Annotated in this window: 14 protein-coding genes; 9 read left to right on the top strand and 5 right to left on the bottom strand. The window is 66.3% G+C overall.

Translation table 11 applies throughout. From position 1 onward, the window contains the following. Positions 1–399 precede the first annotated feature (399 nt). Positions 400–1755 (top strand): M23 family metallopeptidase, encoded by a 1356-nt coding sequence (locus ACP59X_RS09475; protein ID WP_428568461.1) that lies wholly within the window; start codon positions 400–402, stop codon positions 1753–1755. On the opposite strand, the gene hemW is transcribed toward ACP59X_RS09475, so the two are convergent. The 4 genes from hemW to ACP59X_RS09455 form a co-directional block, all read right to left on the bottom strand. Continuing rightward, complete coding sequence (hemW, locus tag ACP59X_RS09470; protein WP_428568458.1) at positions 1749–2876, bottom strand: radical SAM family heme chaperone HemW; 1128 nt, start codon at positions 2874–2876, stop codon at positions 1749–1751. The genes ACP59X_RS09475 and hemW overlap by 7 nt on opposite strands. A gap of 60 nt (positions 2877–2936) precedes the next feature. Continuing rightward, complete coding sequence (locus ACP59X_RS09465; RefSeq protein ID WP_428568453.1) at positions 2937–3560, bottom strand: tetratricopeptide repeat protein; 624 nt, start codon at positions 3558–3560, stop codon at positions 2937–2939. A 101-nt stretch (positions 3561–3661) separates the two neighbouring features. Then, positions 3662–4195, bottom strand: a complete 534-nt coding sequence (locus tag ACP59X_RS09460; protein WP_428568450.1) for a 4Fe-4S dicluster domain-containing protein — start codon at positions 4193–4195, stop codon at positions 3662–3664. Between the two features lie 23 nt (positions 4196–4218). Beyond that, positions 4219–5334, bottom strand: coding sequence for an FAD-dependent oxidoreductase (locus tag ACP59X_RS09455; RefSeq protein WP_428568447.1), 1116 nt, complete (start codon positions 5332–5334; stop codon positions 4219–4221). Between the two features lie 118 nt (positions 5335–5452). Here ACP59X_RS09455 and ACP59X_RS09450 point away from each other — a divergent pair, with 118 nt between their 5' ends. The 8 genes from ACP59X_RS09450 to ACP59X_RS09415 all read left to right on the top strand — a co-directional run bounded on the left by ACP59X_RS09450 (position 5453) and on the right by ACP59X_RS09415 (position 14989). After that, complete coding sequence (locus ACP59X_RS09450) at positions 5453–6346, top strand: DMT family transporter (RefSeq protein ID WP_428568444.1); 894 nt, start codon at positions 5453–5455, stop codon at positions 6344–6346. A gap of 64 nt (positions 6347–6410) precedes the next feature. After that, positions 6411–7337 carry a diguanylate cyclase gene (locus ACP59X_RS09445; protein ID WP_428568441.1) on the top strand — a complete coding sequence of 309 codons (927 nt, stop codon included), beginning with the start codon at positions 6411–6413 and terminating at the stop codon, positions 7335–7337. A gap of 168 nt (positions 7338–7505) precedes the next feature. Continuing rightward, entirely contained in the window at positions 7506–8258 is a 753-nt protein-coding gene (locus ACP59X_RS09440) for an ABC transporter substrate-binding protein (RefSeq protein ID WP_428568437.1), read from the top strand. 74 nt (positions 8259–8332) lie between these two features. Then, positions 8333–9046: an amino acid ABC transporter permease gene (locus ACP59X_RS09435; protein ID WP_428568433.1), complete on the top strand. Its 714-nt coding sequence runs from the start codon at positions 8333–8335 to the stop codon at positions 9044–9046. A gap of 1 nt (position 9047) precedes the next feature. Then, positions 9048–9824: an amino acid ABC transporter ATP-binding protein gene (locus ACP59X_RS09430; protein WP_428568430.1), complete on the top strand. Its 777-nt coding sequence runs from the start codon at positions 9048–9050 to the stop codon at positions 9822–9824. 12 nt (positions 9825–9836) lie between these two features. Then, complete coding sequence (locus tag ACP59X_RS09425; RefSeq protein WP_428568427.1) at positions 9837–10529, top strand: amino acid ABC transporter permease; 693 nt, start codon at positions 9837–9839, stop codon at positions 10527–10529. A gap of 191 nt (positions 10530–10720) precedes the next feature. Beyond that, complete coding sequence (locus ACP59X_RS09420; RefSeq protein WP_428568424.1) at positions 10721–12088, top strand: FAD-binding oxidoreductase; 1368 nt, start codon at positions 10721–10723, stop codon at positions 12086–12088. Positions 12089–12388: 300 nt separating this feature from the next. Further along, entirely contained in the window at positions 12389–14989 is a 2601-nt protein-coding gene (locus tag ACP59X_RS09415) for a response regulator (protein ID WP_428568421.1), read from the top strand. Between the two features lie 184 nt (positions 14990–15173). Here the strand turns inward: ACP59X_RS09415 and ACP59X_RS09410 are convergent, their stop codons facing one another. After that, positions 15174–15683: a 4Fe-4S binding protein gene (locus ACP59X_RS09410; RefSeq protein WP_428568418.1), complete on the bottom strand. Its 510-nt coding sequence runs from the start codon at positions 15681–15683 to the stop codon at positions 15174–15176. Position 15684 lies beyond the last annotated feature (1 nt).

The following is a 15684-nucleotide window of genomic DNA, read 5'->3' as shown; positions in this document are numbered from 1 at the left end:
GGTGCCGCGCCCTGGGACAACAGGACATGGGCTTTGCTGTGCGCAACGTCATAAAACCACTGTTTTTCCTGAAAAAACTACATCAAATCTTCAAGAGGCACAACACGAGCCCCAGGGCGGCCAGGAAACGGCTGGCCAGTGACCCTGGCCCGACGGATTCCCGTTGCCAAGCCGGAAAATGAACATTTGTTCATTCCCCATTCGGCTCCCGGACGGAATGCGGGGCCACTCCCAAAGGGCGTGCTCCCCATCGAGCCCGTCCGCTTCCCGGTCCGGCGCGTTCCCCCGATCCCTGGCGGGGAACGTGCCGGCCGCTCGCGCCGGGAAGCACGCTGCGCCCCCGCAAGCCCCACTCCCCCCCAAACGCCCGGCCAGGCCGGGCCAGCCCTGAGGAGTCCCATGCGCTTACGGAAACGAAAAGGCAGTTCCCGGATTTTCGTACGCCCCGGACGGCGCCTGAGGGTCTTCCTCGTCACGGCCGTGCTCGTGGTGGCTCTTTCGGCCGTCCTGGACACGCACCAGCCCCGGCCGGTGCCGGTGGGGCCGCCGGCTCCCGTGGCCCTCGACTGCCCGACCTGGGCCGAGGGCCTTGGCGAGCCACGCGACAACCTCTTCGCCCGGGCCGAGGAAGACCCGGACAAGGAAGTGCTGGCCGGTTCGGTCCGGCCCGGCCAGACCCTGGGCGCCCTCCTCGGCGGCTACGTCGATCCCGAGGAACTGGCCGGCCTGGAACCGCCGCCGGATTTTTCCTTCGCCGACATCCGCTCCGGCCGACCCTACCGCATGACCCTTCGCGACGAGGAATTCGTGGCCTTCGAATACGACCTGAGCCCGACCGAAACGCTGGTCATCGACGGCGTCGACGGCGAATTGGCCGCCAAGCTCGAGACCAGGCAGTGCGAAGTCCGCCAGGCCGTCATGGCCGGCACCGTGGAGTCGAGCCTGTTCGCCGCCGTGACCGCGGCCGGCGGCAATGCCGAAACGGCCGTGGCCCTGGCCGACATCTTCGCCTCGGACATCGACTTCTGCCGGGATGTCCAGCCCGGGGACACCTTCCGGGCGGTGGTGGAAAAGCGCTCCCTGGAGGGCGAATTCATCGGCACGGGCCGGGTGCTGGCGGCGCGCTTCGTCAACCAGGGCAAGGTCCACGAAGGGTTCGCCATGCTCGGCCCGTCCGGCAGGACGGAATACTTCGACGCCGACGGCCGGCCGCTGCGCAAGGCCTTCCTGCGGGCGCCGCTGTCGTTTCTGCGCATCACCTCGCGCTTTTCCGGTTCGCGGCTGCATCCCATCCTCAAGGTGCGCAAGGCCCATTTCGGCGAGGACTACGCCGCCCCCACCGGCACGCCGGTGTGGAGCGTGGGCGACGGCGTGGTGGTGGAACGCGGCCGCAACGCCGCCGCCGGCAACTACCTCACCGTGCGCCACGGCAAGACCTGGGTCACGCGCTACAACCACCTCAGCCGCTTCGCCAAGGGGATCGCCAAGGGCACCACCGTCGACCAGGGCCAGGTCATCGGCTACGTCGGCCAGACGGGCTACGCCACCGGGCCGCACCTGGATTTCCGCATCTACAAGAATGGCCAGCCGGTCAACGCCCTGGCCAATCCCGAGATGCGGGCCGAGCCGCTGCCGGGGGCACAGCTCGTCCGGTTGCGGCGCGAGGCGGCCCGCCTGACGGCGCTGCTGGACAACCCGGCCCGCCCCCGGGCCGTGGCCGACCGCGAGCGCACCGCCACGGGGACGTATCAGTAGGCGAGGCGTTCGAGGATGACGTTGCTGACCAGGAAGCCGTTTTTCGTCAGCCGCAGATGGCCGGAACTTAAGCGGATGAGCCCGTTTTGGCGCAGGGCCGTGATCAGCGCCTCGTTGTCCTTGATGAAATCGCGGCCCGTGGCCTTGCGGTAGGCGCGAAGCGGCAGCCCCTTGGCCGTGCGCAGCGACAGCATGACCATTTCCCGGGCTTTTTGCCCATCCGTGAGGGCCTCGCCGCCCTGGCCGACCGTGCCGCGGCGCACCCGGGCGGCCCAGTCGGCCTGTTCCCCGGGGTTTTCGAAACGCACCCCGCGAAGGGTCGAGACGGCCGCCGGCCCCAGGCCCAGGTAGTCCCGGCCTTCCCAGTAGCCGCTGTTGTGGCGACTGACAAAGCCCATGCGGGCGAAGTTCGAGACCTCGTACTGGAGATAGCCCTGCTCCTCCAGGTACTCGGCCCCATGCACGTACATGCGGCCCTGCTCGCTCTCCCCGGGCAGGATCAGGCCGCCGGCGGCCGCTTCCGCGGCCAGGGGCGTGCCCTCCTCCACGGTCAGGCCGTAACAGGACAGGTGCTCGGGCCGCATCCGCACGGCCAGCTTGAGCTGCTCCAGCCACTGGCTCTCGCGCTGGCCGGGCAGGCCCCAGATGAAATCCAGGCTGATGTTGGCGAAACCGGCCTGGCGGGCCAGGCAATAGGCGGCCACGGCCTGGCCGGCGTCGTGGGGCCGGCCGAGGAAGCGCAGGTCGTCGTCGGCCAGGCTCTGCACGCCGAGGCTTAAGCGATTGACGCCGTACTTGAGGAGCGATTCGAGGTACTGGCTGTCCAGGGCCGAGTCCGGGTTGGCCTCGAAGGTCCATTCCACGGCTGCGTCCAGGTCGAACTGGCGGCGCAGCTCGGGCATGAGGCGCGAAAGGGCCCAGGGCGGCAGCAGGCTCGGCGTGCCGCCCCCGAAATAGACCGTCTCCACCTTGGGATGCTCGAGTTTCCTGCCCCAAAGCCGCATCTCGGCCGCCAGGCTCGCGGCGTAGGCCTCCACGGCGGCCATGTCGAAAGGCCGGGACACGAAGGAGCAGTAACGGCACTTGCCCCGGCAAAACGGCACATGGATGTAGAGCAGCATGCGACGGCGGCATGGGCCCGGCCGCCCGACCGCGGGCTTGGGTCGGGCGGTGGCCGGCGGTTATTGGGTCGGTTTCTTGTGCAGGCCGCAGGGGCCGGCATGGCCTTCGTGGCTGCCGGTTCGCTCGAAATCCGTCAGGTAGTCCAGGAGTTTTTTCGTCTTGGCGCCGCTTTGGGCGTCGCCGATCTCCTCGAACAGGGCGATGGCCCGGGCGTACCAGACCTTGGCCGCCTCCAGGTCGCCCTGGAGGTTGGCCGTGAGCCCCAACTGATGGGTGGTCTTGGCCTCGCCGGGGACGTTGCCGAGTTTTTCCTCCAGGGCCAGGGCGCGCTCGTAATGCGCCTTGGCCGTCTCGTAGTCCTCGGACAACTGGGCCACCACGCCCAGCTGGTGGCTGGTGACCATGAGGCCGCCTTCCAGGCCCTCGGCTTCGCTGACGGCCAGGGACGATTCGAGCCAGGTGCGGGCCGCGGCCAGGTCGCCGGATTCCTGGGCGGTCAGCCCCAGGTTGTGGCGGGTCATGGCCTGGCCCACGGGGTCGCCGCCCTGGCTGAAGGCTTCCAGGGCGCGCAGGAACCCGTCCTTGGCCGCGTCCAGTTCCTTGCGTTCCATGGCTTCCAGGGCGGCCTGGTGCAGGGCTTCGGCCTGGGCCAGGGCCGCGTCGTCGGCGTGGCTGGTGTCCAAATCGTCCTCCGTAAGGCCGCCGGACGCCTTGCGCCCCGGGGCCGGCTGCGATGCGCTGTTGGGATGCCGCAGGGCCTGGGTGACGCGCTTTGGGCTTGGGGTCAAGGCTTTTCGGCGTCCGGGCCGCCGGGTTCGGCGGCCGCCTTTTGCGGGCGCAGGCAGGCCAGCACGCGCTCTTCGGCCTCCCGGAAGGCTGCGTCGGCCAGGGCCGGAACCTCCCCGCGCGCGACGTAGTGGATGGCCCCGCAGGGGCACATGGCCACGCAGGCCGGCTCCTGGCCCATTTGCCGCCTGGCCGCGCACAGGTCGCACTTGACGAGCATGACGCCCTTGTCGGTCTCGAAGATGGCCATGTACGGGCAGGCCAGCATGCACTGGCGCGACTCGCAGCCCCGGCACAGCATGGGCAGAAGCACCATGGCCCCGTCCACGTCGCGCCGGATGGCGCCGCGCTTGCAGACCTTGGCGCAGTTGGCCTGCTCGCAGTGGCGGCAGTACAAGGGGGCCATGAGCCCCGAGGCGGCCCGGATCATGTGGATGCGCGGCACGTCGTGGACGAACCGGCAGACGTATTCGCAGGTTTCGCAGCCGATACATTTCGAATAGTCGATGCAAAGCGTCTTTTGCCTGTCCATGTCCCCTCCCCCCAGGGAAAGCCCTATGAACCCCGCACCCGAGGGGCGTCCTTGAAGCCGCCGCCCGGGAAGCGGTCGGCCTCGCGGCTGATGAGCCCGTCGCCGGAAAATTCCGTCTGGCGGTTTTGGGCCTTGAGCTCCAGCCAGTTGCCGAGCGACCGGGCCGCTCGCAAGCCGGAGTAGATGGCCTTGCCGATCTTGCTCGGGCCGGTTAAGGCATCGCCGGCCACGAACACGTTCTCGATGGCCGTCATGTTGAGCCAGCGCACCTCGCCCTTGCGCACGGATTCCAGGCCCAGCTCCCTGGCGAAGGGCGGCGTGGCCACCTCGCCGATGGCCGTGACCACCACCTCGGCGGCAAGGGTGTCCAGCCGGTCGCCGCCCGGGACCCGGCGGCGGAATTCGAGGCCCGAAACCGCCTCCGAACCGAGGATGCGCGTCGGGGCGCAGCCCTCGACCCAGCGCACCCCGGCCGCCTCCAGCCGCTCGATTTCCAGTGTGCCGCACGGGGCTTCCTGGCGCGTGCGCCGGTAGAGCATGGTCACCTCGGCCGCGCCCAGGGCCACGGCGCCGTGGGCCGCGTCCACGGCCGAATGCCCGGCGCCGATGACCACGACGCGCTTGCCGGCCACGTCCGGCGCCGTCACCCCCGGGGCGCAGTAGCGGGCCGCCCGGATGGGAAAGAGGAATTCCAGGCCCGAGAGCACGCCGGCGAGGTCCTCGCCCGCAACCTCCAGCCGCCGCGACCGCCAGGAGCCCGTGGCGATCATGATGGCGTCGTGTTTTTTGACCATGTCGCCAAGCCCCCGCATGTCGGTGGCGAAATGGTCGCCGGCCTCCTCGAACAGCGGCGCGCTGCAGCAGATCTTGGTGCAGGTGTGAAAAACCACGCCGTAGCGCCGGGCCAGGCGCAAGGTGCCGGCCTCGATGCGCCCGCTGGGGATGCGGTGGCCGGGGATGCCGAAGAGCATCAGCCCGCCGGGCTTGGGCATCTTGTCGTAGACCTCCACGGCATGGCCCAGGCAGGACAGGTAGCCGGCGGCGGCCAGGCCCGAGGGCCCGGCACCGATGATGCCCACCGACGCGCCGCTTGGCGGTGGTGGCTCGTCACACAGGAAATTGAAGTTCATGGCCTCCACGGCGGCCTCCTTTTGCTGCCAGCCTACGCCAAAGCCCGGTGCGCTTCAACGCGGCCGTCGACTTTGGGCCGGGTTTGTGCCACCACCGGAAACCTTGCCACGGGAGAAGGGCACCGGCGTGACACGCATCTACGTAAAACTCATCGGCTCGGCCGTGCTCTGGGGCGGCACCTGGGTGGCCGGGCGCATCCTCGGCCGGTATATGGGGCCGTTTTCGGCCGCCTTTTTGCGTTTCGCCCTGGCCTCGGCCTTTCTCGTCTTCCTGACGGCCCGGCTCGAAGGCGGCCTGCCGCGCCTGACCCGGGCCAATTTTCCCTGGCTGCTGGCCCTGGCCGCCACGGGCATCTTCGCCTACAACGCCCTGTTTTTCGCCGGCCTGCGCACGGTCCCGGCCGGCCGGGCGGCGCTGATCGTGGCCGCCATCCCGGCCGTGGTGGCGCTTTTTTCCGCCATCGTGTTCAAGGAACGCTTCACGCCCCTGAAGATGCTCGGCCTGGCCCTGTCGTTTGGCGGCGTGGGGCTCATCGTCTCGGACGGCGACCCGGGCAGGCTCCTGGCCTCGGGGCTTTCGGCCGGCGATGCCTGCATCTTCGGCTGCGTGGCCACCTGGGCGGCCTACACGCTGATCGGCAAGAAGGCCATGGAACGGGTGGCCCCGTACGGCGCCGTGGCCTGGTCGTGCATCCTGGGCGCGGCCATGCTACTGCCGCCGGCCCTGGCCACGGGGCTTTGGCCGGACCTGCGCACCGCCGGGCCGGTCGCCTGGGGCTGCCTGGCCTTTTTCGGCGTCCTGGCCACCGGTTTCGGATTTTCCTGGTATTACGAGGGGGTCAAGGCCATCGGCCCGACCAAGGCCGGGGTCTTTATCAACCTCGTGCCGGTCGTCGCCGTTTTTTTGGGCTGGCTCATGCTGGGCGAGCCCCTTTCGCACGCCTTGGCTCTCGGCGGAATCTGCGTGCTTTCCGGGGTTTGGCTGACCAACCGCCGCGCGAAGCCTGCGGAAAGCCGATAACGGCCTTGCGCTTGGGCCATCAAGCGGCTAGACCATCCCCAACCCCCCGCCAGGAGTCCTTCCTATGGATATGCCCGACTACCCGGCAACGGTCCTTATTGTCGACGACGCGCCGTCCAACTTGGCCATCCTGACCGAAAGCCTGCGCGACGAATTCGACGTGCGCATCGCCACCAGCGGTGCCGAGGCCCTGCGCATCGTGGCCGAGACGCCCCCGGACCTGATCCTGCTCGATATCCTCATGCCCGGCCTGGACGGTTACGCGGTCTGCCGCCAGCTCAAGGCGGACTACACCACCAAAAACATTCCCGTCATCTTCCTCACGGCCAAGGGCGATGTGGCCGACGAGACCCTGGGGCTGTCACTTGGGGCCGTGGACTACATCAGCAAGCCCTTCACCGTGCCCGTGGTCAAGGCCCGGGTGCGGGCTCACGTGGAGCTCAAGCGCCGGGGTGACCTGCTGGAGAGCCTGTCCATGCGCGACGGCCTAACCGGCATCCCCAACCGCCGCCGTTTCGACGAATACCTCGACCGGGCCTGGCGCCACGCGTTGCGCTGCGCCACGCCGATCTCGATCATCATGGCCGACATCGACGACTTCAAGGCCTACAACGACGCCTACGGCCACATGGCCGGCGACGCCTGCCTGCGGGCCGTGGCCCGGGCCCTGGCCGGGGTGCTGCGCCGCCCCGGGGACCTGGCCGCGCGTTTCGGCGGCGAGGAGTTCGCCATGATCCTCGAAGACACGGGCACCTCGGGCGCCGCGCACCTGGCCGAGGCCATGCGTCAGGCCGTGCGGGACCTGGAGATGGCCCACTCGGGCTCCCGGGTGGCCGACATCGTCACGGTGAGCCTGGGCGTGGCCTGCGCCACCCCCGTGGCCGGCCTGTCCCCGGAATCGCTGCTGCGCGCCGCCGACCGCATGCTGTACCAGGCCAAGCTGGCCGGCCGCGACCAGGTCGTGGCCGATCGCTTCCCCATGGCCTGCTAGTCCATCCGCTCCCCGCGGCCGCCAGGCGTGGCCGCCCTTGATCGGCGGCGGCAACTCTGCTATTCGGTTACGGTTTCCAAGCGTTATCACGGCAACACGCGCCGGAGCCTCCGGCGGCGTCGGATACGGCCTTGGCCCCGCCTTTCCACCTCAACCCGGGAGCGTACCATGCGCAAACGTCTTGGCCTTCTGTTGGCCGCCCTGGCCGTCTTTGTCCTCGCCTTTGGTGGCTTGGCCGCGGCCGAGGAAAAAGTCTACGTCAACGGCATCGACTTCGGCTTTCCGCCCTTCGGCTTCGTGGACAAGGACGGCAAGCCCACGGGCTTCGACGTCGAGTCCCTGGACTGGATCGCCAACAAGATGGGTTTCAAGGTCAAACACCAGCCCATGGACTGGGACGGCATCATCCCGGCCCTGCTCGCCAAAAAGATCGACATCATCGCCTCGGGCATGAGCGCCACGGCCGAACGCGCCCAGAAGGTCGACTTCTCCATTCCCTACTATGAAGTCACCCAGGTGCTGGTGGTGCCGGCCAAGGAAACCGCCTCCCTGGACACCCTGCTCAAGTCCGGCAAGAAGCTCGGCGTGCAGCGCGGCACGGTCACGGCCAAGCTGCTCGAAGAGCTGGTCACCAAGCCCGGCTACAAGTTCGAGGTCGTGCCCTACGATTCCACGGACCTGTCCATGGAAGACGTGAAAATCGGCCGTATCGCCGGCTCGGGCATGGACAGCACCATCGCCCAGGAAGTCCTGAAGGCCCCCGGCAACAAGGTCGCCGGCACCTTCGACGCCGCCCCGGAAAAATACGGCTACGCCATGCGCAAGGAAGACAAGGACTTCCAGGACAAGGTCAACAAGGGCCTCAAAATGCTCATGGCCGACCCCTACTGGAAGGAACTCAAGGCCAAGTACGGCCTGTAGATCCCCGACCCCGCGCCCGCGGGCCGCGCCCACAGGCGGCCCGCGGGTGAAACCCCGCCCCGGATACAGGTTTCATGGAAGGATTCATCCAAGCCGCCCAGGCTTCCTGGGACGCCCTGCCCTACATCCTGGGCGGGTTGTGGTGGACGGCCGGGCTCATCCTCGGGGCCATGGCCGTGGGGCTTGCGCTCGGCGTGCCGCTGGCCGTGGCCCACGTCTACGGCGGCCGCCTGGCGCGCCGCCTGGTTTCGGGCTATGTCTGGCTTTTTCGCGGCGTGCCCATCCTGGTGCAGCTCTACCTGTTCTATTTCGGCATCCTGGCCTACTTGAGCGAAATCCCGGCCCTGTCGTTTCTGCCCCTGTCCTCGGGGTTCGTCTCGGCCGTGGTCGTGCTGGGCCTGACCAGCGCCGCCTATCAATCGCAGATTTTCCGGGGGGCCATGCAAAGCCTGCCGGCCGGCCAGCTCAAGGCCGCCCGGGCCCTGGGCTTAAGCGATGCCCAGGCCATCCGGACCATCATCCTGCCCCAGGCGCTGCGCCTGTCCATCCCGGCCTGGTCCAACGAATATTCCATCCTGCTCAAGGATTCGGCCCTGGCGTTTACCATCGGCGTTCTTGAGGTCATGGCCCGCACCCGGTCCGTGGCGGCCGTCACCCACCAGCCGCTGCCCCTGTCCATCCTGGCCGGCGCGCTTTTTTTCTTTCTGACCTGGGCCGGCATCAAGGCCCTCAAACACCTGGAAGCCAAGGTGCGCATCCCCGGCTACGCGCACCAGGGAACGCTGTAGCATGGACGAACCGGTCATTTTGCGCGTCGAGAATGTCGTCAAGACCATCGGCGGGCAGCGCATCCTCGACGACGTGTCCTTTTCCGTCAAAAAGGGCGGGCTCAAGGTGCTCATCGGCCCGTCCGGCGCCGGCAAGTCCACCCTGCTGTCCTGCATCAATTTTCTCTCGCCCCCCGATTCCGGCACGGTTTCCCTGGGCGGCCAGGCGGTCAACCCCAAGAGCAAGCGGGAACTTTTAGCCCTGCGCCAGCAGGTCGGCATGATCTTCCAGGACTTCAACCTGTTCGATCACCTGTCGGCCATGGAAAACGTGCGCGTGGCCCTGATCAAGGTCAAAAAGCTCGACAAGCGCGCCGCCACCAACCGGGCCATGGAGGAGTTGGCCCGCGTGGGCCTGGCCGACAAGGGCACGCTCTATCCGGCCCAGCTGTCCGGCGGCCAGAAACAGCGCGTTTCCGTGGCCCGGGCCCTGGCGCTCGACCCCAAGGTGCTGCTTCTGGACGAGCCGACCTCGGCGCTGGACCCGGAACTCATCGGCGAGGTCCTCACCGTCATCCGCGACTTGGCCGACGAGGGCATGACCATGGTCATGGCCACGCACCAGATCAGCTTTTCGGCCTCGCTGGCCGACGAATTCCTGTTCATGGAACGCGGGCGCATCGTGGAGCGCGGCGCGCCGGCCATCCTGCTCGCCCGCAACTCCGGCAGCCGCACCCAGTCGTTTTGCGCCAAGCTCAGCGAATTGGCCGGCGACGCTTCCTGCGAAATCCCGGCTTAGGGCGCTGCCAGCATGGACGGTTTCCTCGATTTCGCCATAAGCCGCATCATCCCGGCCCTGGACGCCGGGCTGTGGACGAGCGTACTGCTCATCGTGCCGGCCTCGCTTTTGGGCATCGCCATCGGCGTCACCGTGGGCACGGCCCGGGTCTACGGCCCCCGGCCGGTGGTGCGCGCCCTGGACGGGTACGTCTCCCTCTTTCGCGGCACGCCCCTGGTCGTGCAGCTCTACTTCTGGTACTTCGCCCTGCCCTACGTCTCCATCGGCGGGGTCAGCCTCGTGCTCTCGCCGGTGTGGGCCTCCATCATCGGCTTCGCCCTGTGCAGCGGCGCCTACCAGTCCGAGTACATCCGGGGCGGGCTGCTTTCCATCAAGCGCGGGCAGTTGCGCGCCGCCCAGGCCCTGGGCATGACGCCGCTGACCACCATCACCGCGGTGGTCCTGCCCCAGGCCTTCCGCCGGGCCCTGCCCGGCTGCGGCAACGAGATCATCTACCTCATCAAGTATTCGTCCCTGGCCTCCATCATCACGGTCAACGAACTGACCGGCATGGGCCGCAGCCTGGCCAAGTCCACCTTCCGCAACACCGAGGTCTTCGTGGTGGTGGGGCTGTACTACCTGGCCCTGGTCACCGTGGCCACCTTCGTGCTGCGCGCCGTGGAAAAGCGGCTGGAGCTGCCGGGCTTCGAAACCAAAAAGGACTAGTATTGCGTCCCTTAAAAAATACATGGTATTTTTTAAGACAAAAATTGGCATTCTCATTCGTTACGCTTCAATAAGTAATGTCTTTTTCGAGGACGCGACACTAGCCAGGCGGCCGTCCCCGGCGCCTGCCTCTGCCGGGCGGCGACCGGACGGGCCACGCCGCCGGGCTACTTGCCCAAGGACAGGCTGCCATGCTCGATACCGCCCTGCTCGACGACCTTGGCCGCGCCCTCGGCCCGGGGCTGCGCCTGGACCAGGCCGCCCTCGAGGCCGCCGCAACCGACGATTCCGGGCTGCGCCACCCGCCCCAGGCCGTTTTTTTTCCGCGAAACGCCGACGAAATCGCCCGGCTCATGGGCCTGTCCACCCGGTACGGCTTTCCCGTCACCCCGCGCGGGGCCGGCACCGGCCTGTGCGGCGGCTGCCTGGCCCGGGAAGGCGGCCTGGTGGTCGATACCACGGCCATGGCCCGCATCCTGTCCGTGGATACCATCAACGGCGTGGCCGTGGTCGAGCCGGGGGTGGTCACCAAGACCCTGCGCGATGCCGCCGCCACGGTCGGGCTGTTCTACCCCCCCGACCCGGCCAGCTTCGCCACCTGCACCCTCGGCGGCAACGCGGCCACCAACGCCGGCGGCCCGGCCTGCGTCAAGTACGGCGTCACCCGCGACTATGTCCTGGGGCTGACGGCGGTATTGCCGGACGGGGAGATCCTCAAAACGGGCGTGGCCACACGCAAGGGCGTGGTGGGCTACGACCTGGCCGGGCTGCTCGTGGGCAGCGAAGGCACGCTCGGGATCATCACGGAGCTGACCCTCAAGCTCATTCCCCACCCGCGCGAGGTGCGCACGGCCGTGGCGCTTTTTGCCGATGCCCGGGCGGCGGTGGCCGCCGTTTCGGCCGTCATGACCAGCGGCATCTGCCCCTCGGCCGTGGAATTCCTGGACCGGGCCTGCCTGGGGCTGGTTACGGAACTGCTTCCCTTTAAACTCCCGGGAGACGATGCGGCCTTGTTGCTGCTCGAGGTCGACGGCGACCCGGACACGGCCGCCCGGGACATCGGGCGCGTGGCGGCCATCTGCCGCGACAGCCGGGCCTTGTCCGTGCTGCCGGCCGACGACGCCGCCCGGCGCGAGCAACTCTGGGACATCCGCCGCCAGACCTCCACCCGCATCCACGAGAGCGCGCCGGTCTACCTGTCCGAGGACACGGTGGTGCCCATCGCCCGCATCCCGGACCTCATCGACGCCCTGCCGGGGCTGGCGCAGCGATTCGGTTTGACGGTCTACGCCTTCGGCCATGCCGGCGACGGCAACATCCACGTCAACGTGACCGGCGAGGCCGGCAGCCGGGAACGGGGCCACGCGCTCGTGCGCGCCCTGGTCGCGGCCGTGCTGTCCCTGGGCGGCACCATGTCCGGCGAGCACGGCGTGGGCATCACCAAGCAGCCCTTCATCGACATGGAGCTCTCCCCGCGGTCGCTGGCCCTGCAACAGGGCCTCAAGCGGCTCTTCGACCCCGATTCACGGCTCAACCCGGGCAAGGTGCTCCCCCGCTAACGGGCCAGGCCTTGCCGGTATGGCCCAGCCGGACCCGAGGCCGGCTTCCCGGCCAACGCCGTCGCCCGGCCGCCGGCTTGCCGCCCTGCCACCGGGACGGGGGCTTGGCTGCCGACACCCGATCCGTGGCTAACCCATGGCTGCCGCCCCTCCCGTACAGCCTCCGAAACCGTAGGAACCGGCAGCCCGACTGCATTTCGTGTCCAAAGGGACAAAGGCATTGACCGGCGCATGAAATTGGATACCATGTTGCATGAATAAAAAACTTGCGACTCGGTCTCCCCGCCCGGCCAGGTCGTTGTGGAATGCGGCAGCACAGCCGTAAAAGAGGCTCGTTTCCCGGGGAACAACATGTTTACAAGTAACAGATGGCAAACACCCCTGATCATAACGAGCACTTTCGTTCTTCTGTCCTTTTTCATTGCCTGGATGTCCCATAGCCTCATCCTCGAATACCGGGAAAATATCAACACGGGGCTAAAATTCACCCTGAATACGGCCCGGATGATCCGTGACAATACGGAGAAGATCCTTTCTAATGCCGATCAGATCCTGTTGTTTCTGAAATACGAATACGAACACTCCCCGGAGACCTTCAACATCTCCTCCCTGGAGCGTGACGGATTCATCAATTTAAAAAACTACGCCCAGGTTGGCGTCATCGACAAAAACGGCATTTACGTCAAAAGCAATATTTTCAATTTCTCGCCGGTCGATCTGTCCGGACGGGAGCATTTCCAGGTCCACAAGAATACGAATAGCCGCAACCTCTACATAAGCAAACCAATCATAGGTAAAGTCACAGGAAAAACGACCCTGCAACTTACGCGGCGGCTCAACAGCCGCGATGGGACATTCGACGGTGTCATCGTTATTTCCATAGAGCAGGGAGTCCTCGAGGAGGACTACCGCAACATCAATTTCGGCTACAATAGCCTGATCGCCCTCGCTGGTTCCGGTTGGGCCTTCATCGCCGGTGAACCCGCCGGCGGCCCCACACCGCCCGCCCCTCTCGACTTCGCACCGCTGGTCGCGGCTGCCGAGGCCGCGCCGGAACACAGCCTCGTGGACAACCGCCTGGATGACAAGACATCACGCGTGTACAGCTACGCAAAACTGAAAAATTATCCCCTCATCGCTGTCTTCGGGGTCACCAAGAAACAGGCCCTCGAAGAGTACAACGACACCTTCCGCACGACCCTCGTCTCGACGACCTTTATCGTCGTCTCCGTGACCCTGCTCATGACGTTCGTCTTGAAATATGTTCGATCCAAACAGGGAGAACTCCAACAAGCCCAGGCCAACGAACGGCTCGCCAAACAGGCCAATCAGCTCAAGACGGATTTCCTGGCCAAGGTCACCCACGAAATCCGCACCCCCATGAACGCCATCAAGGGCATGACCGAGTACCTGATGCAAACGTCGCTCAACCTGGAACAAAAAGACTGCATCAACACCATACTCGATGCCAACATGCATCTGCTCAACGTGGTCAACGACCTCCTCGACCTTTCCAAGATCGAGGCCGGCAAGCTCGAATTGGAACAGATCGAGTTCAACCTCTTCAACCTGATCGAATCGACCATCCGCATCCTCAAGCCGCTGGCGGACCGCAAAAACATCCAGCTCCACTACCACTACAAGGGCGTTGCCCAGGCCATCATCAAGAGCGATCCGGCCAGGATCCGGCAGCTCATTTTCAACCTGACCCACAACTCCCTCAAATTCACCACCATCGGCGAAGTGACCGTCGGCTGCCACGTCACGGACCTCCAAACCGGCCTGTACCGCGTCGCCATCAGCATCAAGGACACCGGGGTCGGCATCGCCAGGGAATATCTGGACAAGTTGTTCGACCCCTTTTCCCAGGCCACCGACGCGACCACGCGCCTGTACGGCGGGACGGGCCTTGGGCTGACCGTGTGCAAGCAGCTCATCGACTTGATGCAGGGCACGATCGACGTCACCAGCATCGAGGGGATCGGCAGCGAATTCCTCGTGCGCTTCGAGGCCCCCATCGGCAGCGTCGACCGGTTGGGCCGGGAGCAAGCCACGTCACTGGACGCTTTGCCGTCCCTGCCACCGCTGAAAATCCTCATCGTGGACGACAACGCCATCAACCTGAAAGTCGCCACCAAGGTCTTCTCCCTGCTCAACCAGCAGCCCACCTGCGTGGACAGCGGGGCCAAAGCCATTGAAACCCTGCAACACGACGTCTTCGACCTCATCTTCATGGATGTGGAAATGCCCGTGCTCAACGGCTTCGAAACCACGAAACGCATCCGCGATGGCGTAACGACACCAGGCAATCAGGACATCCCCATCATTGCCATGACCGCCTATTCCTTGAACTCCTATAAGCAGCAATGCCTCGAATCGGGCATGAACGATTTCATCACAAAACCCATCGACATCCAGGCCCTCCATGGCGTGCTGCACAACTATCTGCGCGGTTCCGCAAAAGCCTGCCTCCTGTCGGATAACGACAATGGCCCCAACAACACTGCCTCGAACGAACACCTTCCCGACATGGCGGCCATCCCACCCCTCGTTGCCGAGGAAGCCATCCGCCGCCTTGGCTTCGACAGGGGGCTCTACATCGATATCTGCATCGATTTCCTCGAAAAATTTAACGCGGAAAAATTCAAAATCCTTTTCATCGACCAGAAGCCGCAACAGGGCACGCTGCTCCTTTTTGCCCACACCCTGTCCGGCGTGGCCCGCAGCATCGGCGCGGAGCGTGTCTCCCACGTGGCCCAAAACCTGGAAGCCCTGGCCCGCAGCGAAAACATGGAAAACCTCGACACGCTCCTGCAATCGCTCCAAGCGGAATTGCAGCGGGTGGAACAGGCACTCGAGGGCCTGATCACGGACGACTTTCACGCCGGCAGCCATATCTGACCCCTCCCCCCCAGGCACACATCAAACGGCCCGCCTTGCCTGCCGCCCCAAGGGGCTGCTGCTGCGCGGCGACCCGCCCCACGCCAAACGAAGCGGCCCGCCTCGCCCCCGGAATGGGCAAAGCAGGCCGCTTCTCGCCGAAAACCTCGGCTTGCCTGGGCGTCTGCCCTTCTCGGCGGCGGGCTTATTCCTCGGCGGCCAGCCGCTGGAGCCGAGCCAGCAAATCGATCTTGAACTCCTGGCGATCGAAACGGACCATGTACGGATTGTCCGAAAACTGGAGCGAATCCACCGGGCAGGTCTTGGCGCATTGGCCGCACAGGCTGCACAGCGAGAAATCCACGATGAACACGCCCGGGGTCTTGCTGCCCTTTTGCGGGGCCGGCCCCATCTTGACCTCCCCGGCCGCCTCGCCTTCCTTGGCCGCCACCGGGCACAGGATGGTGAGGCAGTTGGACGGGCAGGCCTTGACGCAGGCGCCGCAGGCCACGCACTTGGGCACGGCCGGGTCCTCGTCCTTGCCGATGAGCTCCACATGCCCGCGGAAGGAGCCCATGTTTTCCGGCTCCACCTCCTGCATGGGATACAGGACCGTGATGCCCGGCTGGGTGAGTGCCTTGCCCGTCACGCCAAGGCCGATGACCAGGCTTTTAAGCCCGGTGTAGGCCTCCTGGAAAAGCTCGGTAACAGACATG

This window comes from Solidesulfovibrio sp. DCME (genome assembly GCF_049995385.1).
GTDB lineage: Bacteria > Desulfobacterota > Desulfovibrionia > Desulfovibrionales > Desulfovibrionaceae > Solidesulfovibrio.
This window is presented reverse-complemented; position numbering and strand designations above follow the sequence as displayed.